The 20,250-nt window shown below is 74.6% G+C and carries 24 protein-coding genes; 13 read left to right on the top strand and 11 right to left on the bottom strand.

What is annotated here, in order from left to right; translation table 11 throughout:
• Positions 1-148: 148 nt before the first annotated feature.
• Positions 149-1,051: a YcnI family protein gene (locus CO540_RS08430; RefSeq protein ID WP_099161590.1), complete on the top strand. Its 903-nt coding sequence runs from the start codon at positions 149-151 to the stop codon at positions 1,049-1,051.
• Positions 1,052-1,189: 138 nt separating this feature from the next.
• Here the strand turns inward: CO540_RS08430 and CO540_RS08435 are convergent, their stop codons facing one another.
• The gene (locus CO540_RS08435; protein ID WP_099161591.1) at positions 1,190-2,119 is read right to left on the bottom strand and encodes an ADP-ribosylglycohydrolase family protein; all 930 of its coding nucleotides are present in this window, start codon (positions 2,117-2,119) and stop codon (positions 1,190-1,192) included.
• Positions 2,120-2,192: 73 nt separating this feature from the next.
• Here CO540_RS08435 and CO540_RS08440 point away from each other — a divergent pair, with 73 nt between their 5' ends.
• The 3 genes from CO540_RS08440 to CO540_RS08450 all read left to right on the top strand — a co-directional run bounded on the left by CO540_RS08440 (position 2,193) and on the right by CO540_RS08450 (position 4,859).
• Entirely contained in the window at positions 2,193-2,882 is a 690-nt protein-coding gene (locus tag CO540_RS08440) for a response regulator transcription factor (RefSeq protein WP_018784999.1), read from the top strand.
• 29 nt (positions 2,883-2,911) lie between these two features.
• Positions 2,912-4,300, top strand: coding sequence for a HAMP domain-containing sensor histidine kinase (locus tag CO540_RS08445; RefSeq protein ID WP_172967810.1), 1,389 nt, complete (start codon positions 2,912-2,914; stop codon positions 4,298-4,300).
• Positions 4,301-4,529: 229 nt separating this feature from the next.
• Complete coding sequence (locus CO540_RS08450) at positions 4,530-4,859, top strand: hypothetical protein (RefSeq protein ID WP_157779083.1); 330 nt, start codon at positions 4,530-4,532, stop codon at positions 4,857-4,859.
• Here the strand turns inward: CO540_RS08450 and CO540_RS08455 are convergent.
• Both CO540_RS08455 and CO540_RS08460 read right to left on the bottom strand, forming a co-directional pair.
• Positions 4,816-5,841 carry an adenosine deaminase gene (locus CO540_RS08455; RefSeq protein WP_099161593.1) on the bottom strand — a complete coding sequence of 342 codons (1,026 nt, stop codon included), beginning with the start codon at positions 5,839-5,841 and terminating at the stop codon, positions 4,816-4,818. The genes CO540_RS08450 and CO540_RS08455 overlap by 44 nt on opposite strands.
• Positions 5,838-6,629 (bottom strand): trans-aconitate 2-methyltransferase, encoded by a 792-nt coding sequence (locus tag CO540_RS08460; protein ID WP_099161594.1) that lies wholly within the window; start codon positions 6,627-6,629, stop codon positions 5,838-5,840. Before CO540_RS08460 ends, CO540_RS08455 begins: the two co-directional genes overlap by 4 nt.
• Positions 6,630-6,714: 85 nt before the next feature.
• Here CO540_RS08460 and CO540_RS08465 point away from each other — a divergent pair, with 85 nt between their 5' ends.
• Both CO540_RS08465 and CO540_RS08470 read left to right on the top strand, forming a co-directional pair.
• Positions 6,715-7,698 carry an aldo/keto reductase gene (locus tag CO540_RS08465; protein WP_099161595.1) on the top strand — a complete coding sequence of 328 codons (984 nt, stop codon included), beginning with the start codon at positions 6,715-6,717 and terminating at the stop codon, positions 7,696-7,698.
• An 88-nt stretch (positions 7,699-7,786) separates the two neighbouring features.
• On the top strand, positions 7,787-7,978 hold the full coding sequence (locus tag CO540_RS08470) for a hypothetical protein (RefSeq protein ID WP_091578265.1): 192 nt from the start codon (positions 7,787-7,789) through the stop codon (positions 7,976-7,978).
• 88 nt (positions 7,979-8,066) lie between these two features.
• Here CO540_RS08470 and CO540_RS08475 read toward each other — a convergent pair whose 3' ends face one another.
• From CO540_RS08475 to CO540_RS08505, 7 genes are all read right to left on the bottom strand, one after another.
• The gene (locus tag CO540_RS08475; RefSeq protein WP_007075740.1) at positions 8,067-8,270 is read right to left on the bottom strand and encodes a cold-shock protein; all 204 of its coding nucleotides are present in this window, start codon (positions 8,268-8,270) and stop codon (positions 8,067-8,069) included.
• Between the two features lie 286 nt (positions 8,271-8,556).
• Positions 8,557-8,829 carry a DUF4235 domain-containing protein gene (locus tag CO540_RS08480; RefSeq protein WP_091578268.1) on the bottom strand — a complete coding sequence of 91 codons (273 nt, stop codon included), beginning with the start codon at positions 8,827-8,829 and terminating at the stop codon, positions 8,557-8,559.
• Complete coding sequence (locus tag CO540_RS08485) at positions 8,826-9,167, bottom strand: DUF3618 domain-containing protein (RefSeq protein ID WP_091578270.1); 342 nt, start codon at positions 9,165-9,167, stop codon at positions 8,826-8,828. Before CO540_RS08485 ends, CO540_RS08480 begins: the two co-directional genes overlap by 4 nt.
• A complete protein-coding gene (locus CO540_RS08490; protein WP_043325014.1) occupies positions 9,164-9,598 on the bottom strand; it encodes a phage holin family protein in 435 nt (144 codons plus the stop codon). The genes CO540_RS08485 and CO540_RS08490 overlap by 4 nt, the downstream gene beginning before the upstream one ends.
• Before the next feature lie 281 nt (positions 9,599-9,879).
• Positions 9,880-11,076: a mechanosensitive ion channel family protein gene (locus tag CO540_RS08495; RefSeq protein WP_099161596.1), complete on the bottom strand. Its 1,197-nt coding sequence runs from the start codon at positions 11,074-11,076 to the stop codon at positions 9,880-9,882.
• A 78-nt stretch (positions 11,077-11,154) separates the two neighbouring features.
• The gene (locus CO540_RS08500; protein WP_099161597.1) at positions 11,155-11,976 is read right to left on the bottom strand and encodes a DUF1206 domain-containing protein; all 822 of its coding nucleotides are present in this window, start codon (positions 11,974-11,976) and stop codon (positions 11,155-11,157) included.
• Between the two features lie 66 nt (positions 11,977-12,042).
• Positions 12,043-12,408: a hypothetical protein gene (locus tag CO540_RS08505; protein ID WP_099161598.1), complete on the bottom strand. Its 366-nt coding sequence runs from the start codon at positions 12,406-12,408 to the stop codon at positions 12,043-12,045.
• Positions 12,409-12,467: 59 nt separating this feature from the next.
• Between CO540_RS08505 and CO540_RS08510 the strand changes: the two genes are divergently transcribed.
• Positions 12,468-13,694, top strand: coding sequence for a cysteine desulfurase-like protein (locus CO540_RS08510; protein ID WP_099161599.1), 1,227 nt, complete (start codon positions 12,468-12,470; stop codon positions 13,692-13,694).
• Positions 13,691-13,978, top strand: a complete 288-nt coding sequence (locus CO540_RS08515) for a GNAT family N-acetyltransferase (protein ID WP_099161600.1) — start codon at positions 13,691-13,693, stop codon at positions 13,976-13,978. Before CO540_RS08510 ends, CO540_RS08515 begins: the two co-directional genes overlap by 4 nt.
• Before the next feature lie 46 nt (positions 13,979-14,024).
• Here CO540_RS08515 and CO540_RS08520 read toward each other — a convergent pair whose 3' ends face one another.
• Complete coding sequence (locus tag CO540_RS08520) at positions 14,025-15,524, bottom strand: glycoside hydrolase family 3 protein (RefSeq protein ID WP_099161601.1); 1,500 nt, start codon at positions 15,522-15,524, stop codon at positions 14,025-14,027.
• A gap of 103 nt (positions 15,525-15,627) precedes the next feature.
• Between CO540_RS08520 and CO540_RS30135 the strand changes: the two genes are divergently transcribed.
• The 5 genes from CO540_RS30135 (at position 15,628) to CO540_RS08540 (ending at position 20,179) form a co-directional block, all read left to right on the top strand.
• A complete protein-coding gene (locus CO540_RS30135; RefSeq protein WP_157779084.1) occupies positions 15,628-15,786 on the top strand; it encodes a hypothetical protein in 159 nt (52 codons plus the stop codon).
• Between the two features lie 68 nt (positions 15,787-15,854).
• Complete coding sequence (locus tag CO540_RS08525) at positions 15,855-16,805, top strand: TIGR03557 family F420-dependent LLM class oxidoreductase (protein WP_091578288.1); 951 nt, start codon at positions 15,855-15,857, stop codon at positions 16,803-16,805.
• Between the two features lie 49 nt (positions 16,806-16,854).
• Positions 16,855-18,486, top strand: a complete 1,632-nt coding sequence (locus tag CO540_RS08530) for an ATP-dependent DNA helicase RecQ (RefSeq protein WP_099161602.1) — start codon at positions 16,855-16,857, stop codon at positions 18,484-18,486.
• A gap of 62 nt (positions 18,487-18,548) precedes the next feature.
• On the top strand, positions 18,549-19,052 hold the full coding sequence (locus CO540_RS08535; RefSeq protein WP_099164664.1) for a hypothetical protein: 504 nt from the start codon (positions 18,549-18,551) through the stop codon (positions 19,050-19,052).
• Between the two features lie 59 nt (positions 19,053-19,111).
• Positions 19,112-20,179 (top strand): helix-turn-helix domain-containing protein, encoded by a 1,068-nt coding sequence (locus CO540_RS08540; RefSeq protein ID WP_253866558.1) that lies wholly within the window; start codon positions 19,112-19,114, stop codon positions 20,177-20,179.
• Positions 20,180-20,250: the final 71 nt, after the last annotated feature.

The following is a 20,250-nucleotide window of genomic DNA, read 5'->3' on the forward strand; positions in this document are numbered from 1 at the left end:
CTATCGGTCGGCCGGAGCCCGGCCGACGCCGACGCCACGCCCCGGACGACGAGTTGCGGGCGACGTTGAACCTTTCCGTCCTCCCGACCGAACTACCGGGTGGGGCCGGAGCCGGTACCGACCCCAGTCGAGAAGGATGGGGACGACCATGAGGATGACCCGTCAGGGCCGATGGGCGTCGGCACTGCTGGCCGCCGCGCTCGCCGGGACGGTGGGTTGGCCGGGCGCCGCGAGCGCCGCCGCCGGGGTGACCGTCACGACCTCCCCCGGCGAGGTGCACCAGGGCGACGCGATCGAGCTGTCCGTGGTGGTGCCCGCGGACCGTCCCGGCACCCGGACCACCAAGATCGAGCTGACCATGCCCGCGGACGCCCCGATCGGCGAGGTCTATCCCCTGTCCGTGCCGGACTGGGCGCCGACGATCACCACCCGCAACCTGGACCAGCCGGTCGCCGGCATCCACGCCTCCGAACTCAACCAGGTGACCCACGCGGTGACCTGGCTCCGGGTCCCCGGCGGCGGCACCGGGGCGGCCCGGCTGCCGCTCGGCATGGGCCCGATGCCCGCCACCGACCGGCTGGTCTTCACCGTGGTGCAGACGTACGCCGACGGCACGGTGGTGCGCTGGGCGGACCCGGCCGGCGGGGCGCACCCGGCGCCGACGGTCGCGCTGCTGCCGCCGCTGTCGGGCGCCGTCACGCACGGCGGGGACGCCGGTGCGGGCGGCGCGGCGCACGGGGGCCACGGCGCCGTCGGCGGCGGCCGGGACGGCGCGGCACCGGGCGGCGCGACCGCCGGGGGCCCGGCGGCCGGGGCCACCGACGACGGGCCGAGCGCGGACCTGCTGCTCGGCGGCGGTCTGCTCGCCGGGCTGGCCGGCGGGGCCGCGATCGGCTGGCTGCTCAGCCGCCGCCGGCGGGGCGCGCTGACCCTGCCGTCGGACACCGCCGACTCCCCCGCCCCGGCCGCCGACCGCGACGCCGACCCCGCGACCGACGCTCCGACCTCCGGCGAGCCCGTCACCGCAGGCGCCCCGGGCCGACGCCCTTGACCGCCCTCCCGACCCACCACACGATCCCCCGCCAACCGAAACCAGCCGTCCACGATGCCGGAACGCCGGAGATCTTGGTACGAAGGCGCCCCCAGGGGGCCGTCCCGTACCAAGATCTTGAGCTCGCCGGGGGCGGGGTCAGGTGGAGGCGGTGAGCCAGGGGGGCAGGGGCTCGCGGGCGGTGAGCCAGCCCTCGGGTACGCCGCCGGGCGTGCCGACGCCGGTGTGGGCGGCGACGATCCCGCCGACGATCGCGGCCGTGGTGTCGACGTCGCCACCGGCCTCCACGCAGGCGCGGACCGCGGCCGGGTAGTCGTGCAGCAGAGTGGCCGCGACCCAGAGCGTGAACGGGACGGTGTCCTGTGCGGTGACCCGCGATCCGTTGCCCACCGCCTCGACCACCTCGGCCGGCGGACGACCGAGCAGCGCGGCGGCCCGGCGTACGCCCCGGTGCACCTCGCCGGCCGGGTCCAGCGCGCCGGCCACGGCGGTGAGCAGCCGGGCCGGCTCGGGCCGGGTGCCGTCGAGCCGGGCCCGGGCGGCCAGCGAGGCGGCCACCGCCACCGCCACCGCCCCGGCGACGCCCTCGGGGTGGGCGTGGGTCACCTCGGCGCAGGCGCGGGCCTGCTCGGCGGCGCGTCGGATGGAGTCGGCGTGCCAGGCGCCGAGCGGGGCGACCCGCATGGCCGCGCCGTTGCCGCAGGAGCCCTGACCGTCGAACGCCGACGCGGCGGCCACCGGCCACGGAGTGCCGGTGCGGATCAACCGCAGGATCGTCACCGCGCCCGGCCCGTAGCCCCGGTACGGCTCGCACCGCTGCGCGAACGCCAGCGCCAACCGGTCCCGGTCGATCCGGCCGGCGGCGGCCAGCTCGGCCACCACCGAGCAGGCCATCTCGGTGTCGTCGGTCCACTCCCACGGCGGCGCGGGCAGCCGGCCCTCGGCGAGGTCGGCCGGGCGCCGGCCGGGGACGAAGAACTGGGAGCCGAGCGCGTCCCCCACCGACAGGCCGGCCAGCGCGTCGCGGGCAAGCGTCAGGCGGGTGTCGGGGAAGAGGGTGAACGTCATCGTCGTCCCAGCTTGCCCGGTTCCCCGGACCGCCGCAACGCGATCGACTTGCCACGCCGAGTACGGTGCTGACGTGGCAACCGTCCTACTGGTCGAAGACGACCACGTCGTCCGTGGCGCGATGCTGCGGTCGCTGACGGACCGGGGGCACGCGGTGCACGCCGTCGGCACGGCGCTGGACGCCCTGCGCCGGGTGGCGGCGGAGACGCCCGACCTGGTGGTGCTCGACCTCGGCCTGCCGGACCTGGACGGATCGGACGCGCTGCGCATGTTGCGCGGCATCACCGACGTGCCGATCATCATCGCCACCGCCCGCGACGACGAGCAGTCGGTGGTCCGGCTGCTGCGGGCCGGCGCGGACGACTACATGGTCAAGCCGTTCACCGGCGCCCACCTGGACGCCCGGATCACCACCGTGCTGCGCCGGGCCGGCCGGGCCAGCCGTACCGTGCAACCGGCCGTGCACACCGTCGGCGGCCTGCGGGTGGACGTGGGTGAGCGCAGCGCGGTGCTGGACGGGGAGTCCCTGGCCCTGACCCGCAAGGAATTCGACCTGCTGGCGTATCTCGCCGCGCGTCCCGGCCGGGTAGTGTCCCGGCGGGAACTCTTGGAGGAGGTATGGCGGCAGCCATCGGTCGGCGAGGACCAGACCATCGACGTTCACCTGTACTGGCTCCGCCGCAAAATGGGCGAGTCCGCGGCGAAGCCGCGTTACCTGCGCACCGTGCGGGGGGTCGGCTTCCGGCTGGTGGCGCCGGACTGAGGCCGGCGCTGGCCTGGCTCACCGCCGGTATGTGCAGCCTGGTCGCGTTCGCCTTCCTCATCCCGCTCGGGATCAGCCTCTCCGACCAGTCGCGCGAGGAGAAGCTGGCCGACGCGGCCCGCCGCAGCGCGCTGGTCACCGGCGCGCTGGCGGTCAGCACCGATCCCGAGGTGGTCAAACGGGCGGTGGCGGCCAGCGGTGACGATCCCGCGCTGCGACCGGTCGTGCACGGCATCGGGGCCGACGAGTCGGCCGGTCGGGCCGACCCGGCGGCGCTGACCGACGCCGCCGCGCAGCGGCGCTCGGTGGTGTCCGAGGTGGACGGCGGGGTGCTGCGGCTGGACCCGGTGGTGCTCGGTGACCGGGTGGCCGTGGTGGAGGTCTTCATACCCGACGAGGTGCTCGACGCGGGCGCCGGCGGCCGGTGGCTGCTGCTGCTCGCGGTGGCGCTGGCCCTGGTCGGCGCGGCGGTGGTCGTGGTCGACCGGGTCGCGGCCCGGGCCGTGGACGCCACCGGCGACCTGGTCAAGGCGGCGCTCGCGGTGGGCGACGGCGAGCTGGGGGTACGCGTCGAGCCCACCGGCCCACGGGAGCTGGCCGAGGCGGGGCACGCGTTCAACCGGATGGCGGAGCGGCTGGTGGCGCTGCGCGCCGACGAGCACGAACTGGTCGCCGACCTGTCGCACCGGCTGCGGACGCCGCTGACCGCGTTGCGGCTGGACGCGGAGGCGTTGGAGTCCGACGACACCAGCATCGGCACGTTCAGCGAGGCGGAACTGGACCGGCGGCGCGGCATCCGGCGGATCCGGCAGGCCATCGTGACGCTGGAGGGCGAGGTCGACCAGCTGATCAAGACGACCCGCAAGGCGGTCAGCCAGGAGACGGCGCCGGCGTCCTGCGACGTCAGCGAGGTGGTCCGGGACCGGATGGTCTTCTGGTCGGCGCTGGCCGGCGACCAGAACCGCCCGCACCGGGTGGTCGGGGCGCAGCTGCGCATTCCCGCGCCGGTGCCCCGGGCCGAGCTGGCCGCCGCGCTGGACGCGGTGATCGGCAACGTGTTCCGCTACACCCCGCAGGGCACCGCGTTCGAGGTGGCGGTGAGCCGCCGGGACGGTTGGGTGGCGATCCGGATCGACGACGCCGGGCCGGGCATCGCCAACCCGGACCGGGCGCTACGCCGGGGCGAGAGCGACCAGGGCTCGACCGGGTTGGGGCTGGACATCGCCAAGCGGGTCGCGTTGCAGGCCAACGGTTCGGTGAGCATCGACCGGGCCCGGCTCGGCGGGGCCAGCGTGGTGATGCTGCTGGCCGATCCGGACGCGGCGCCCCGGCAGGTCAACCGGTTCGGCCTGGTCGGCCGGATGGCCCGGGAGGCCCGCGAACCGCGCGCCGGGCGGCGCTGGCCGCGCCCGCGCTGACCGGTGGCTGTGGGCCGGCGCAAGTTCTCCTTAGGAGTGTTTTAACGACCGCCACAAACCCGCCGCGGACTGCCAGGATCAGGACAGAACCCATCAGTTCCGTCGGCCGGGACGCCCCGTAACACCTTCCGGCCGGCGGATCCGTGCGCGCGGCGGGAGTCCGGTCCCCCCACACCTCGCTCCCGTCGCGCGCCGCTCTCCCGTCGAGCCGGGCGTTGAGGTGACCGTCATGACCCCGACCGTCAGCCGTCTGCTCCGCTGGGCCGCCGTGATCGGCCTCGGCATCGCGCTCACGCTCGCCGCCTGGCAGGACCCGGTGCTCGCGCACGGCCCCGGCCGGTCCGCGACGGCCGGACCCGGACCCGCCACCGCGCTGGCCGTCCTGACCGCGCTCGCGCTCGCACCGGCGGCCCGCCGGTTCTCCCGGCGCGGGACGCCGGCCGGACCCGGGCTGCTCCTGGCCGCCCGACGCCGACCGCCCCGCCTGTCCCGGCGGCCGGCGCCCGCGCGACCGCTCAGCGCGCCGCGCTCGCCCGGTACGCGTCGATCTCGGCGGTGATCCGGGCCTGCTCGGCCGGTTCGAGGAACGCGGCGGCGACCGCGTCGCGGGCCAGCGCGGCGACCCCGTCCGGGTCGAGTTTCAGCAGCCGGGCGGCCACCGCGTACTCGTCGTTGAGCGTGGTGCCGAACATCGGCGGGTCGTCGGAGTTGATGCTGACCGGCACGCCGGCGGCGACCAGCTGCGGCAGCGGGTGCTCGTCGAGGCCGGCCACCGCCCGGGTCCGCACGTTGGAGGTGGGGCAGACCTCCAGCGGGATCCGCCGCTCGGCGAGGTGGGCCAGCAGCGCCGGATCGAGCACGGCGGAGATGCCGTGGCCGATCCGCTCGGCGCCCAGCTCGCGCAGCGCGTCCCAGATCGTCTCCGGGCCGGTGGTCTCGCCGGCGTGCGGCACCGAGCGCAGCCCGGCCGCGCGGGCCTGGTCGAAGTACGGCTTGAACTGGGGCCGGGGCACGCCGATCTCGGGGCCGCCGAGGCCGAAGCTGATCAGCCCGTCCGGCCGCTGGTCGAGGGCGATCCGCAGGGTCTGCTCGGCGGCGGGGAGCCCGGCCTCGCCGGGGATGTCGAAGCACCAGCGCAGCGCGATGCCGAAGTCGGCCTCGGCCCGCTTGCGGGCGTCCTCGATCGCCTCGCAGAACGCCTCCGCCGGGATGCCCCGGTGCACGTGCGAGTAGGGGGTGACGGTCAGCTCCGCGTACCGGACCTGCTGGCGGGCCAGCTCCCGGGCCACCTCGTGGGTGAGCAGCCAGACGTCGTCGGCGTCGCGGATCAGGTCCACCACGCTCAGGTAGACCTCGATGAAGTGGGCGAAGTCGCGGAACGCGAAGTAGTCGGCGAGCGCCTCCGGGTCGGCCGGGACGGGGCTGCGCCCCTCGTGACGGGCGGCCAGCTCGGCCACGATCCGGGGCGAGGCGGAGCCGACGTGGTGCACGTGCAGCTCCACCTTGGGCAGTCCGGCGATGAAGGTGGGCAGGTCGGTCACGGGTTCTCCTCTGCGCGGGCGCCGGTGCGGGCCACCACGAAGATCCGGCGGAACGGGAAGTACACCTGACCCTGCCGTACCGGGTACGCCTCGGCGAGGCGTACCCCCAGCTCGGTGCGGAAGTCGGCCCAGTCGGCGGCGGCCAGGGCGGCGCGGACCGGACGCAGTGCCGTGCCCTCCATCCAGGCCAGCACCGGGTGGTCCGCGCCGTCGGCCGGCAGCAGGTGCACGTAGGTAGTCTCCCAGGCGTCCACCGCGCAGCCCGCGCCGGTCAGCAGCGTGGCGTAGCCGACCGGCTCGTCCACCGGGGCCGCGCGCAGCAGCCCGGCGAGCCGGTCGCGCCAGCGGTCCCGCCCGGCGACCTCGCGCAACGCCCGGTGCGACGGCGCGGCGAAGTTGCCCGGCACCTGGAACGCCAGCCACGCGCCCGACGGCAGGTCGGCGGCCCACCGGGTGAGCAGCTCGCGGTGGCCGGGCACCCACTGGAGCACCGCGTTGGCGACCAGCACGTCCACGTCCGGCTCCGGCCGCCAGTCGCGGACGTCGCCCACCGCGAAGGCGACCGGGGCGCCCAGGGACCCGGCCCGGTCGATCATCTCGGGCGACGAGTCCAGGCCGGCCAGCCGGCTGCCGGGCCAGCGGTCGGCGAGCGTGGCGGTGAGCGTGCCGGGGCCGCAGCCGAGGTCGACGACCGCGCGGGGGCGCTCGGCGCCGACCCGGGCCAGCAGGTCGTGGAAGGGCCGGGAGCGTTCGTCGCCGTAGCGCAGGTAGGTGCGCGGATCCCACATGGCAGCCTCCTAAACCGTACGTACGTCTTGTTTGACGGTACGGCCCGACGGGCGCGACGGCAACCCGCTGACTAGGCTCGACCGGGTGGAACAGCGCAGCTTCGACCGGCTCGGCCGGCACGTCGGCATCATCGGACTCGGCGCCTGGCAGCTCGGCGCCGACTGGGGCGAGGTCAGCGAGGGCGCGGCGCTCGACGTGCTGGCCGCCGCGGTCGACGCCGGCGTCACCTTCCTGGACACCGCCGACGTCTACGGCGACGGCCGCAGCGAGCAGCTGATCGGCCGGTTCCTGCGCTCCCGGCCCGGGCACGGGCTGACCGTGGCCACCAAGATGGGCCGGCGGGTGCCGCAGACGCCGGAGGCGTACACAGTGGACAACTTCCGGGCCTGGACCGACCGGTCCCGGGCCAACCTGGGCGTCGAGACGCTCGACCTGGTGCAGCTGCACTGCCCGCCCACCGCGGTCTTCGCCGACGACCGCGTCTTCGACGCGCTGGACACGCTGGTCGCCGAGGGGCGCGTCGCCGGTTACGGGGTCAGCGTGGAGACCTCCGAACAGGCGCTCACCGCGATCGCCCGGCCCGGCGTGGCCAGCGTGCAGATCATCGTCAACGCGGTCCGGCACAAGCCGCTGGAGCGGGTGCTGCCGGCCGCCGCGGCGGCCGGGGTGGGCATCATCGCCCGGGTGCCGTTGGCCAGCGGCCTGCTCTCCGGCCGGTACGACGAGCAGACCACGTTCCCGGAGAACGACCACCGCACCTTCAACCGGCACGGCGAGGCCTTCGACGTCGGCGAGACGTTCTCCGGCGTCGACTACGACAGCGGCCTCGCCGCCGTACGCCGGCTCGCGCCGCTGGTCGGCGACGACCGGACGATGGCCCAGTTCGCCCTGCGCTGGGTCCTCGACCAGCCCGGCGTGACCGTGGTGATCCCCGGCGCCCGCTCGGCCGAGCAGGCGCGGCGCAACGCCGAGGCCGCCGGCCAGCCGGCACTGACCGACGTGGAGCTCGCGGCCGTGCGGGCCACCTACGACGAGCTGATCCGGCCGCAGGTGCACGACCGGTGGTGACCCCGACGGCGGGCCCGGCCGGCGCGGCGCCGTCGACGGTCGGCGTCACCGGGCATGCTGGACCGGGGCGGACGTCGGAGGGAGCGCGATGAGGGGTTGGTTCCGGCTCACCATGGGGCTGCTGGCCGTGGTGCTCGGCGCGCTCTGGACCGTGCTGGGCCTCGGCTACGTCGAGGGCAGCGCGCTGTCCGACCAGCGGGTCTGGGCGCTGGTCGGGCCGGCGACCGTCCTGGTCGGACTCGTCGCGCTCTGGTTCGGCATGCGGGCCCGGCGCCGCTGAGTCCCCGGTCGGGACAGGGAGAAGCCCCGCCTCCCGTGCGGGATGCGGGGCTTCGCGCGCCGACCGGCGTGGCCGGTGCGGTGTCAGCTCAGATGGGGCGGACCTGCTCGGCCTGCGGACCCTTCTGACCCTGGGCGATCTCGAACTCCACCCGCTGGTTCTCCTCCAGCGTGCGGTAGCCGCTGGTCTGGATGGCCGAGAAGTGGACGAACACGTCAGCACCCCCGCCGTCGACGGTGATGAAGCCGAAGCCCTTGTCAGCGTTGAACCACTTCACGGTTCCCTGCGCCATGTGTATCTCCTTCTAAAACTGGCGGCCGAGCACGCCGTGCGGCCGATTGGCCGTTTTCGAGCAGCGGCGCCTGAGGCGGCCCCCACGGAGGAGACTTCTCTCAACCCACGCGTCTCTCAACAGCGTGAGAAAGCAAACCACGTACGCAAAAACTCTGCACAGCCTAACCGACGAAATTCTCCGACATGTGACCTGAAGGTTGCGCGCAGACCGCCGGGCGGCCCGGTAGGCGCACGCGAAAGGCCCCTTTCCCACACTCGGGAAAGGGGCCTTGAGCTGCTCGCGGTCAGTCCGGCCAGTGGCCGGTCAGCCGACGGACGCCGACCGCGCCGCCGCGGTCCACCGCCGCCCGGACCGCCGAGAAGATCGCGCCCTGCAGGGCCGCGGCGGCCAGGACCTCGCCCCAGCCGCGCTCCTCGTCGGTGGCGCTCGGGGCGTCGTCGTCACCCGCCGCCAGCTTCCACACCTGGCGGAATACCATCCCGGCGACCGCACCGGCGGCCAGGCCGAGCAGGACCCCCACCGGCTTGTACGCCGCCTTGCCGATCTTGCCGCTCACCTGCGCCTCCCTCGGACGATCGCCAGCACCACCACGGTCACCACGGCGCCGGCCGCGATGGCCGCCCACGGCAACGGGTTGCGCCCGACCGCCCCACCCTTCTCGTACGCCTGCGCCCGGACCAGCCGGGCCCGCTCCGCCGCGCGCCCGCGCACCCGGGCCGCGGTCAGCGCCGCCTGCTCGCGCATCCGCGCCTTCGCCTGCTCGGCGGAGTGCCGCACCAGCGCCTTCGGATCGGCCCTGGCGGCGAGCAGCTCCATCGTCTCACCGAGTTCCACCCGGGTCCGGCGGATCTCCTCACGGAGCGCCGCCACGTCCCCGGTCCCGTTGCCGGTCATGCCCGCCTCCCGTCCTTCACCGCGGCGGTGACCGTGTCGACGTCGGCCCGAACGCTGCGGACCGCCGCCTCCGGCACCGGCGGGACGGCACGGCTGACCTGCTTCTTGCCCACGAGCGCCAGAATGCCGGCGAGCAGGAACAGCGCCACCGCCACGATCAGGGCGGCCAGCCACGCCGGCATGACCAGCGCCAGCAGCAGGATCACGGTGGCGACCAGCGCGCCGGCGCCGTAGAGGGCCATCACCCCGCCGCCGCCGAACAGACCGATCCCGATCCCGGCGTGCTTGCCCTTCTGGGTCAGCTCCGCGCGGGCCAGCGCCAGTTCGTCCCGCACCAGGCGGGTGACCTGCTCGGTGGCCCGTTGCACCAGTTCCGCGGTGGACGGCTCGTTCCCGGTCCGGGACGTGCTGCGACTCGCGACGTCAGCCATGCTGTCCTCCTTTCATCATCACCGCGCTGTATGCCCGGAGTCGCCGCCCGTCAATCCTGCGCGGGGCGGCCGGTCGGCCCGGCCGCCCGCCGCCGGGCCCGGCGTGGCCGGAGTCCGGGGCGTGCGCAGCAGGTCCCCCGGAACGGGCCGGTCAAACCCGACACCGGCGGTGAACCCGTCCGGCAGGCACAACGCGCCGTGCCGGGCCGGGGTCACGACCGCCGACGCGCGGAGCCCCCGGCCACGCCGAGGGCGGCCGGGGGCTCCGATCGGGTACGCGGTCAGCGACGCGCCTCGGCGTGGTCCTCCCGGCCCACGAACACCTCGCTGCGGGCCTCGCCGTCGTCGCTGCCGCCGAAGACGCGCGCGTCGTCGGGGGCCTCGGTGTCGGTCGTGCGGCGCACCGGGCGGCGCGGCTGCACCGACTGCCAGGGAAGCGGGCCGGTGGCGTCGCCCACCTCGGTGCGCAGCCGGGGCAGGGCGGTCGGGCGGTGGTCGCGTACCCAGGTCACCAGCTGCTCGCGGACCAGGCAGCGCAGGTCCCAGAGGCTGCCGGCGTCGGCGGCGCTGACCACCGCCCGGACCTTCACCGTCCCGCCGGTGGCGTCGGTCACCTGGAGCACGCAGACCCGGCCGTCCCACAGCTCGGTGCCCTCGCAGAGCCGCCGCAGCTCCTCCCGCATGGCCTGCACCGGAACGGCCCAGTCGAGGTCGAACTCGGCGGTGCCGAGCACCGCGGCCTCGGTGCGGGTCCAGTTCTGGAACGGCTTGCTGGTGAAGTAGGAGGTGGGCAGGATCAGCCGGCGGTCGTCCCAGATCTGCACCACCACGTAGCTGAGCGTCAGCTCCTCGATCCGGCCCCACTCCCCCTCGACCACCACCACGTCGTCGAGGCGAACCGCGTCGCTGAACGCGAGTTGCAGGCCGGCGAAGACGTTGCCGAGCAGGCTCTGCGCGGCCAGCGCGGCGACGACACCGACCACACCGGCGGAGGTCAGCACGCCCGCGCCGACACCGCGTACGGCCGGGAAGGTCATCAGCATCACGCCGACCGCGAGGATCACGATCACCGCGATGGTCAGCCGGCGCAGCAGCACCACCTGGGTGCGGACCCGTCGGGCGTGCCGGTTGTTCGGCACGTCCACCCGGAAGCGGGCCAGCGCGGTGTCCTCGGCCACCACGAGCAGCGAGGCCACCAGCCAGGCGAGCGCGGCGATCATGGTCAGCACCAGCGTGTGCAGGACGAACCGCCGCCACGGGCTGCCCACCGCGTAGAGCGTGGTGAACCGGACCGCGATCTGCACGGCGACCACTGTCGCGGCGACCTGGAACGAACGGTGCGAGTGCTCGGTCAGCTCGGTCATCAGCAGCGACCGGCGACCGAGCCGCCGGGTGACCCGGTGCACCACCTGGACCAGCACCAACGCGACCGCCGCCGCGGCGAGCGCGGCGGCGACGGTCACGACGTAACTCTGCACGGAAATTGTCTCCCTCCGACCCGGGCGGGAATCGGGCAAAGGCCCAATGGTGCCCGGCGGTCCGGATATCGACCAGGCTCAGACCTTGCGATACCGGGACTGGAAGAAGCAGTAGACGCCGAACGCGGCGATGCCGAGCGCCATCAGCGCCAGCAGCCACGGCCCGTACGGCTGGTCGCGCAGCGTCCGCAGGGCGGCGTCGAGGCCGCGCGCCTTCTCCGGGTCGTACTTGACGGCCGCGACCACGATGAGCAGGCCGGTGATGGCGAAGACCGAGCCCCGGGCGGCGTAGCCGGCCATGCCGAGACGACGGGTCAGCCGGTGGGTCTTCGGGCTCATCTCGCCGGTCTTGAGGTTGCGCTCGAACTTCTTCTTCAGGCCGTAGACCACCATGCCGATGCCGACCGCGGCCAGCACCAGACCGGCCAGGCCGACCAGCCAGCGGCCGCCGTCGGAGGCCATCAGCTTCTCGGTGAGCTGCTGCTGCCGGTTGGAGGCGTTGGCGCTGGCGTCCTGGACCACCTTGATCGCGGTGTAGCCCAGCCAGACGAAGACCACGACCCGGACCACCGAGGCGATCCGCTCGAAGACCTTCTCCTTGCCGGTCTTGGACTGGTGACCGATCACCGCCTGGAAGGCCTGCCAGAGCGCCATGGCGAAGAGGCCGACGGCGATCGCGATCAGGACGAACTTGCCCAGCGGCTGCTCGCCGAGGGTGCGCAGGGCGCCGTTCTGGTTGCCTTCCTCGCCGGAGCTGCCGAAGGCGATCTGCAACGCCAGCCAGGCGAACAGGAGGTGCACGATCCCGTAACCGATGAAACCGACACGGGTCAACAGTTCGAGCCACCTGCTGTTCTTGGCCTGGGCGGCGGTGGCTCCGGGGTTCCGGGTGAGAGACATGGGCCCTCAATCTCCCGGCGGGCGGTTTTCCAAACGTGACCGCCCGCCGCCGCAGGCCGATAGCGATCAGCCGTTGGCGTTGCGCGCCACCCGCAGCACGACGTTCTGGTCGGTGACGCTGTCCAGGCTGACCTGGAAGCCGCCGACCTCGGTGGCCTGCTGGCCGGTGGTGAGCGAGAGCTGCTCCCCGGCCACCTCGACGGTGACCTGGTCGTCCTGGGTGCCGATGAGCTTGGCCTCGACGCCGAGGATGGTGGCGCTGGCGTCCACGCCCCGGTCGAAGGTGATGGTGCAGGCGTCCAGGCCGCAGTCGGTGTCGGCGCCGTTCGAGCTGCAACCGGCGAGCAACGCGGCGCCGAGGGCGAGACCGGCGAGCATCCCGGCGGCGCGTCGGGCGGGGGTCAGGGCGGAAGTGGCGCGTCGGTTCGTCACCTCCCCAAGGGTACGTGGCTCCCACCACCACCCGGCCGGGTGCGCGCTAGGGTGCCGGGATGGCATTCGACGTGGCCCGGGTGCGGGGGCTCTACCCCGCGCTGGGCGAGGGGTTCGTCCACTTCGACGGCGCCGGCGGCACCCAGACCGCCGCCCCGGTGATCGAGGCGGTGGCCGACGCCATGCGCGCCGCGACGGGCAACCGGAGCGCCGCGTTCGCCCCCGGCCGACGCGCGCTGGACCTGGTCGCCGGGGCCCGGGCCGCCGTCGCCGACCTGCTCGGGGTGGACCCGTCGGGGGTGGTGCTCGGCCCGAGCGCCACCGCGCTGACCTACACGTTGGCCCGGACGCTGGGCGCGGCCTGGCGGCCGGGCGACGAGGTGGTGGTCTCCCGGCTCGACCACGACGCCAACGTCCGCCCGTGGGTGCAGGCCGCCGAGGCGGCCGGCGCGACGGTGCGCTGGGCCGAGTTCGACCGGACCACCGCCGAGCTGCCCGCCGGCCAGTACGCCGACCTGGTCACCGAGCGCACCCGGCTGGTGGCGGTGACCGCCGGCAGCAACGCGACCGGCACCGCGCCGGACGTGGCGACGATCGCCAAGACCGCGCACGCGGCCGGCGCGCTGGTCTGCGTGGACGGGGTGCACTCGGTCCCCCACGGTCCCACCGACCTGTCCTCGCTCGGCGCGGACTTCCTGGTCACCAGCGCGTACAAGTGGTCCGGGCCGCACCTGGCGGCGATGGTCGCCGACCCGGCCCGCTGGGAGTCGTTGCGCCCGGCGAAGCTGATCCCGTCGGCCGACGCGGTCCCCGACCGGTTCGAGTACGGCACGCCCAGCTTCCCGCTGCTGGCCGGCGTGACCGCCGCGGTGGACCACCTGGCGTCGCTCGACCCGGCCGCCGGCGGTGACCGGCGGGAGCGGGTACGCGCCGGCCTCGCCGCCGCCCAGGCGCACGAGGAGGCGGTCTTCGACCGGCTGCTCGCCGGGCTGACCGCGCGTTCCTTCGTGACCGTGTACGGCGCGCCGGCCCGGCGCTGTCCCACGGTGTCGTTCCGGGTGGCCGGGTGGACGCCGGCGCGGACCGCGGCGGCGCTGGGCGGGGCCGGGCTCTGCCTGTCCTCCGGCGACTACTACGCCTACGAGTACTTCCAGGCCATGGGCCTGCGCGACACCGGCGGCGCGGTGCGGGCCAGCGTCTACCACTACAACACGGTCGACGAGGTGGACCGGCTGCTGGCCGAACTGGACCGGCTGGCCGAGACCGAGGGGACAATGGTCCGGTGAGCTACCTGGTCGAGGAGAACGCCGCCAAGCACCGCTTCGAGATCCTGGTCGACGACGCGCTGGCCGGGTTCACGGCCTACCTGCCCCGGGGAGAGGTCCTGGTCTTCACGCACACCGAGGTCGACGACCGCTACCAGGGGCAGGGCGTGGGCGCGGCGCTGATCAAGGACACGCTGGACCAGGTCCGGGCCCGGGGCGGCCGGGTGGTGCCCCGGTGCCCGTTCATGGCCGCGTTCATCGAACGTCACAGCGACTACGCAGACCTGGTCGTCGACGCGCCCTGAGACCCGGCCCGACCGGGGGACCTCCCCGCCCGGTCGGGCCGGGGGTTCAGCGGGCGCCGGCCAGCAGCTCGGCGGCGGCCCGGGCCGCCGCCGCGGTGGCGCCGTGGGTGGCGAGGTGCACCGCGCCGGTGACCAGCTCGGGCACGCCCAGTTCGACCACCACCGCGTCCGGCCGGGCGGTCAGGGCCCGGGTGACCGCGTCCCGCATCCAGTCGTGCCGGTGCAGGTCGCGCACGACCAGCACCAGCGGCCGGCCGGCCGGTCCGCCGGCCGGGTCGGCGGGGATCGCGTCGGCGGCGTACCGGGCGGTGGTGGTGCCGGGCGCGAGACGGGTCAGGGGCGCGGCGATGCCCCAGGGCGTCTCCTCGCCGATGGCGATGTTGCGCGGCGGCGCGAACTCCACCACGTGCGCCGGCCCGGCCAGCGGCAGCAGCCGGGAGTCTCCGCTGACCCGCACCGCCCGGCGGGCGGCGGCCAGCCCGATCGGCGAGTCGCCGCGTGACGGCGGGCCGGTGACCCGGTGGGCCCGGGCGGCGACGCTCCAGGCGGCGAGCTGACCGACCCGTTTCGCGGCCTCGGCCAGGCGCTCCTCCGGCAGCTCGCCGCTCACCACGGCGGCCACGATCGCGTCGCGCAGCTCACGGGCGTCGGACTCGGTGGCCCGCTCCCCGCCCACGCAGATCGCGTCCGCGCCGGCGGCCAACGCGCGCACCGCGGCGCCGGCGAAGCCGTACCGGTCGGAGACCGCCCGCATCTCCACCGCGTCGGTCACCACCACACCGCCGAAGCCCATCTCCTCGCGGAGCAGGCCGCCCAGGATGCGCGCGCTCAGGGTGGCCGGCAGCTCCGGGTCCAGCGCGGGCACCAGCAGGTGGCCGGTCATCACCGCCTGCGCGCCGGCCGCCACCGCGGCCCGGAACGGGGCCAGCTCGACCGCGTCCAGCCGGGCCCGGTCGCCGCCGATGCGGGGCAGGTCGTGGTGCGAGTCGACCCGGGTGTCGCCGTGCCCGGGAAAGTGCTTGGCGCAGGCGGCGACGCCGCCGGCCTGCAGGCCGCGGACCCAGGCCGCGGTGTGGCGGGCGACCAGGTCCGGGTCGGCGCCGAACGAGCGCACCCCGATGACCGGGTTGGCCGGGTTGGAGTTGACGTCGGCGTCCGGGGCGTAGTCGAGCGTGACGCCGACCGCGGCCAGCTCGGCGCCGAGGTCGCGGGCGACCTCCTCGGTCAGCGCCGGGTCGTCGACCGCTCCGAGGGCGAAGTTGCCGGGCCGGGAGCTGCCCCGGGCCGACTCGATCCGGGTGACGTCGCCGGCCTCCTCGTCGATCGCCACGATCACGTCCGGCCGCTCCGCCCGCAGGTTCGCCGTCAGCGTGGCGACCTGCTCGTGGTCGACGACGTTGCGGGCGAACAGGACCACCGAACCGAGCCCCTCGCCGAGCCAGCGGCAGACCCACGGCGGCGGCGTGGTGCCGACGAACCCGGGTTGCAGGACGGCGGCGGCGAGCGCCGCCAGGTCTCCGGTCGATCCCACGGTCCGCTCGCTCATGCGCTGTCGTACCCCCGTCTCCCCCACGGACCCGCCAGGGCCGGCGGGTGCTGACATGGTCACACCGCGCAGCGAAATAGTCAACAATCCTTACTGTTAGGCGGTGGCGATCGACGGACACCCGTGGGAGAGTGCGTCCATGCCCGCCCTGCCGCTCGCCGACGCCACCAGCGCCGCGGACATCCCCGGCGTACGCCTGCTCGGCCTGGTGGTCGGCGCCCTGTTCCTGCTGATCGCGATCCGGGCCATGTTCCGCCGCTGACCCCACCGGGTTTAACGCCCCGCCCGGGGGTACGGCTTGCGGTGTCCGGACCCGGCGGAGGGGGCACCATGAAGATCGGCTATTTCCTGTCCAGCGAGGAGTACACACCGGCGGAGCTGCTGGCCCAGGCGCGCGGCGCCGAGCAGGCCGGCTTCGAGGCACTGTGGATCTCCGACCACTACCACCCGTGGGTCGACGCGCAGGGGCAGAGCCCGTTCGTCTGGTCCACCATCGGCGCGCTCAGCCAGGTCTGCCGGCTGCCCGTGACCACCGCGGTCACCTGCCCCACCGTGCGGATCCACCCCGCGGTGATCGCCCAGGCGGCGGCCACCAGCGCGGTGCTGCACGAGGGGCGGTTCGTGCTCGGCGTGGGCACCGGGGAGGCGCTCAACGAGCACATCTTCGGCGACGCCTGGCCGCAGGCCGACGTCCGGCTGGCGATGCTGGAGGAGGCGGTCGAGGTGATCCGCGAGCTGTGGCGCGGCGACTTCGTCAACCACCACGGCCGGCACTACACGGTCGAGCACGCCCGGATCTACACCCGGCCCGAGACGCCCCCGTCGATCTACGTGTCCGGCTTCGGTCCGAAGTCGATCGAGCTGGCCGCCCGGATCGGCGACGGCTACGTCAGCACCATGCCCGACGCCGACATGGTCCGCCGGTTCCGCGAGGCCGGCGGCGGCGACAAGCCGTGCCAGGCCGGCTTCAAGGCCGCGTACGCCGACACCGTCGACGAGGGCGCGCGGATCGCGTACGAGCGCTGGCCGAACGCGGGCGTGCCCGGCGAGCTGTCCCAGGTGCTCCCCTCGCCGCGCCACTTCGAGCAGGCCGCGCAGCTGGTCCGGCCGGAGCAGGTGCGTGAGGCGTTCGTCTGCGGGCGGGACGCCGACGCCCACCTGGAGATGATCGACCGCTACGCCAAGGCCGGGTACGACGAGGTCTACGTGGCCAACACCGGTCCGCACTGGCAGGGGTTGTTCGACCTCTACCAGCGCGAGGTCCTGCCCCGGCTGCGCTGATCCCGGCGCCGGTTTCGGGTCCGGACGCCGGGGGTAGCTGAGGCGCTTGATGAAACTGACCACGCACTCCACCAGCCTGCGCCGCGCGGCGAGGAACCTGTTCGGCTGGACCGCGCTGCGGCCCAACCAGCTGGCCGCCATGCGCGCCGTGATGAAGCGCCGTGACGCCCTGGTGGTGCTGCCCACCGGCGCCGGCAAGTCGGCGATCTACCAGATCCCGGCCAGCCTGATCCCCGGCCCGACAGTGGTCATCTCGCCGCTGCTCGCGCTCCAGCAGGACCAGATCGCCGCGCTCAACGAGCGGCAACGCCCGGAACTGCGCGCGGTGCGGATCAGCTCGGACGAGAGCGCGACCCAGCAGGCGCAGGCGATCGAGGAGATCCGGGCCGGGCGGGCCGAGTTCCTCTTCATCACGCCCGAGGCGCTGAGCAACCCGGACCGGCTCGCCGAGGTCCGCTCGCTCGGGCCGGCCCTGGTCGCGATCGACGAGGCACACTGCATCTCGGCCTGGGGCCACGACTTCCGGCCGGACTACCTGGCGCTCGGCCACCTGATCGACGGCCTGGGCCGGCCGCCGGTGGTGGCGCTGACCGCCACCGCCTCCCCGCCGGTCCGCGACGACATCATCGCCCGGCTGCGGCTGCGCGAGCCCGAGGTGGTGGTCTCCGGGCTGGACCGGCCCAACCTGTTCCTCGAGGTGGCCTACTGCCCCACCGACGACTACCGGTGGCGGCGGCTGGTCGCGCTGCTGCGCGACGACGAGCGGCCCGGGATCATCTACGTGCCGACCCGGCGGGCGGCCGAGGAGCTGGCCGGGCGGCTGACCGACGCCGGTTTCCCGGCCGAGTTCTACCACGGCGGCATGCCCACCGCCGCGCGTCACGAGCTGCACGAGGCGTTCCTCGCCGACCGGGTGCCGATCATGGTGGCGACCTCGGCGTTCGGCATGGGCATCGACAAGCCGAACATCGCCTGGGTGGTGCACATGGCGCTGCCCGACTCGCCGGACAGCTACTTCCAGGAGATCGGCCGGGCCGGCCGGGACGGCTCGCCGTCGCGGGTCCTGCTGCTCTGGCGGTCCGAGGACGTCGGACTGCAGCGCTACTTCAGCGGCGGGCTGCCGGACGAGAAGGAACTGTGCGAGTTGGCCGCGGTGCTGCGGAGCAAGCCCCGCACCCGCAAGGAGCTGCGCGAGCTCACCGGGCTCGGCCCGCGCAAGCTCGGCCAGTACCTGTCCCTGCTGGAGCAGATCGGCGCCGCCGAACCGCGCGCCAAGCAGCGCGTCGGCGCCCCCCGGTACGCCCCGGACGCCGCCGAGTCCGGTCGGGCCGCGCTGGCCGAGGCCGAGCGGCAGCAGACCGTGACCCGGTCGCGGACGGACATGATGCGCGCCTTCGCCGAGACCACCGGCTGCCGGGGGCAGGTGCTGCTGGCCTACTTCGGCGAGCAGATGACCGAGGTCTGCGCCCACTGCGACAACTGCCACGCCGGCACCAGCGTGGCCAACGACGGCGCGGTCGGCCCGTTCCCGGTGCACAGCCAGGTGCGCCACCCGGAGTGGGGGTCCGGACTGGTGCTCAACTACGAGGAGGACCGGATGACGGTGCTCTTCGACGAGGTGGGCTACAAGACGCTGTCCGTGCGCGTGGTGTCCGAACAGGGCCTGCTGGAGCTGGACTAGCCTGACCCGGGCACCGCGTGGTGCCCGTCGACAACGACGACCACGGCGAAAGGGGCCTGATCGTGATCGAGCAGCCGGCGTACACCCGGTTCGGTGTCTCCGACGAGGAGTGGGGGCTGCTGGTCGGTCTGCCGCAGGCGGTGCTCACCGCGGCCGCCGCGGCGGAGTCCGACGGCACCCGGCGCACCATGGCGGAGAACGCCGCCGGGTTGGAGACCATCGCCGCGGGGCGCGAGTCGGCGAGCCCGCTGGTGGCCGCCGTGGCCGGCGAGGTCGTCTCGCGGGTGGGCGACCCGGAGACCGGCGCGGAGCTGCCGGTCATCACGCCGGACGACCCGAAGACCATGATCGAGGACGTGCTCGCCCGGGCCGGCCAGGCGTCCGCCCTGCTCGCCGGCCGGGTGGACGAGGGGCAGGCCGGCGCCTACCGGCACTGGCTGGTGGAGATCGCCGAGCAGGTGGTGGGCGCCGCCTCCACCGGCGGGATCCTGGGGATCGGCGGCGACGTGGTGAGCGACTCCGAGCGCCGGTTCCGGGACCGGCTGTCGCACGTGCTCAACGACTGAGTGACGGAGGTCACGCCCCGCGGTTGCCGCCTTGCCCGGCCCGCGGGGCGTCGTGCTTCATGAGATACGACGAACCCCGGGGGTCGCTCATGGACACGGCGTTGACACGGCAGGTCTTCGACACCGAGCAGGTGCCGGCCGCCGACCGGTTCGGGTTGTGGCTGGAGATGCTCGCCCGGACGCCGACGCTGATGCGGGTCCGCACCGCGCACGCGGACGACTTCACGGCGCGGGCGGAGTTCCTCGAACTGGGCCCGATGCAGCTCATCCGGCACCGTTACCCCCCGCTGCACGGCGTGCGGACCCGCAAGCTGATCCAGCGCTCCGAAGGGGACTGCTACCTGCTCGCGTTGACGCTGCGCGGCACCGGCGTCGCCAACCAGGACGGGCAGCGCGGCATCTGCCCACGGGGCGACTTCACGTTCTACGACTGCGCCCGACCGCAGGAGCTGATCCACCACGCCGACCAGGACGAGCGGGCCGCGTCGATCGTCGCGCTCATCCCGTACGACGCGCTGCCGCTGCCGCACCGCCGGCTCGCGCCCCTGTTCGCCGGTCGGATGTCCGGCGCCGAGGGGATCGGCGCGCTGCTGGCCGACTACCTCATCCGCATCACCGGCCACCCCGAGCAGTACCACGCCGCCGACGCCGAGCGCCTGGGCGGCGTCGCCCTCGACCTGGTCGCCACGCTGCTGGGCCGGAACCTCGTCTCCGAGGACGCCGTGCCCACCGAGATCCGACGCCGCGCCCTGCTCAACCAGGTGCGCGCGTACGTGCGGCAGCACCTCGGCGACGCCACGCTGGACCCCCGGCGCATCGCCGAGGCGCACCACCTCTCGGTGCGCTCCCTGCACCGGCTCTTCGAGGCCGAGGAGACCACGGTCGCGGCGTTCGTCCGGGACGAACGGCTGGCCCGGTGCCGCCGCGACCTCGCCGACCCGGGCCTGGGCGACCGGCCGATCCAGGTCATCGCCGGTCGGTGGGGGTTCCGGGACAAGGCCCACTTCAGCCGCGCCTTCCGGGCCGCGCAGGCGGAGACGCCGCAGGCGTACCGGGCCCGCCACCTGGAACGGGCACGGATCGTCAACACCACGGCGTCCGAAGTCAACCCGGCCCGGGCAGACTGAGGACGGGCCGACGCCGGCAACCGGCCTCAGCCCACTGGTAACGGGGGGCCGTGGCGCGGCGCCCGCGGTGG

The organism is Micromonospora sp. WMMA2032 (genome assembly GCF_002688545.1).
In the GTDB taxonomy this organism is placed as follows: domain Bacteria; phylum Actinomycetota; class Actinomycetes; order Mycobacteriales; family Micromonosporaceae; genus Micromonospora; species Micromonospora sediminicola.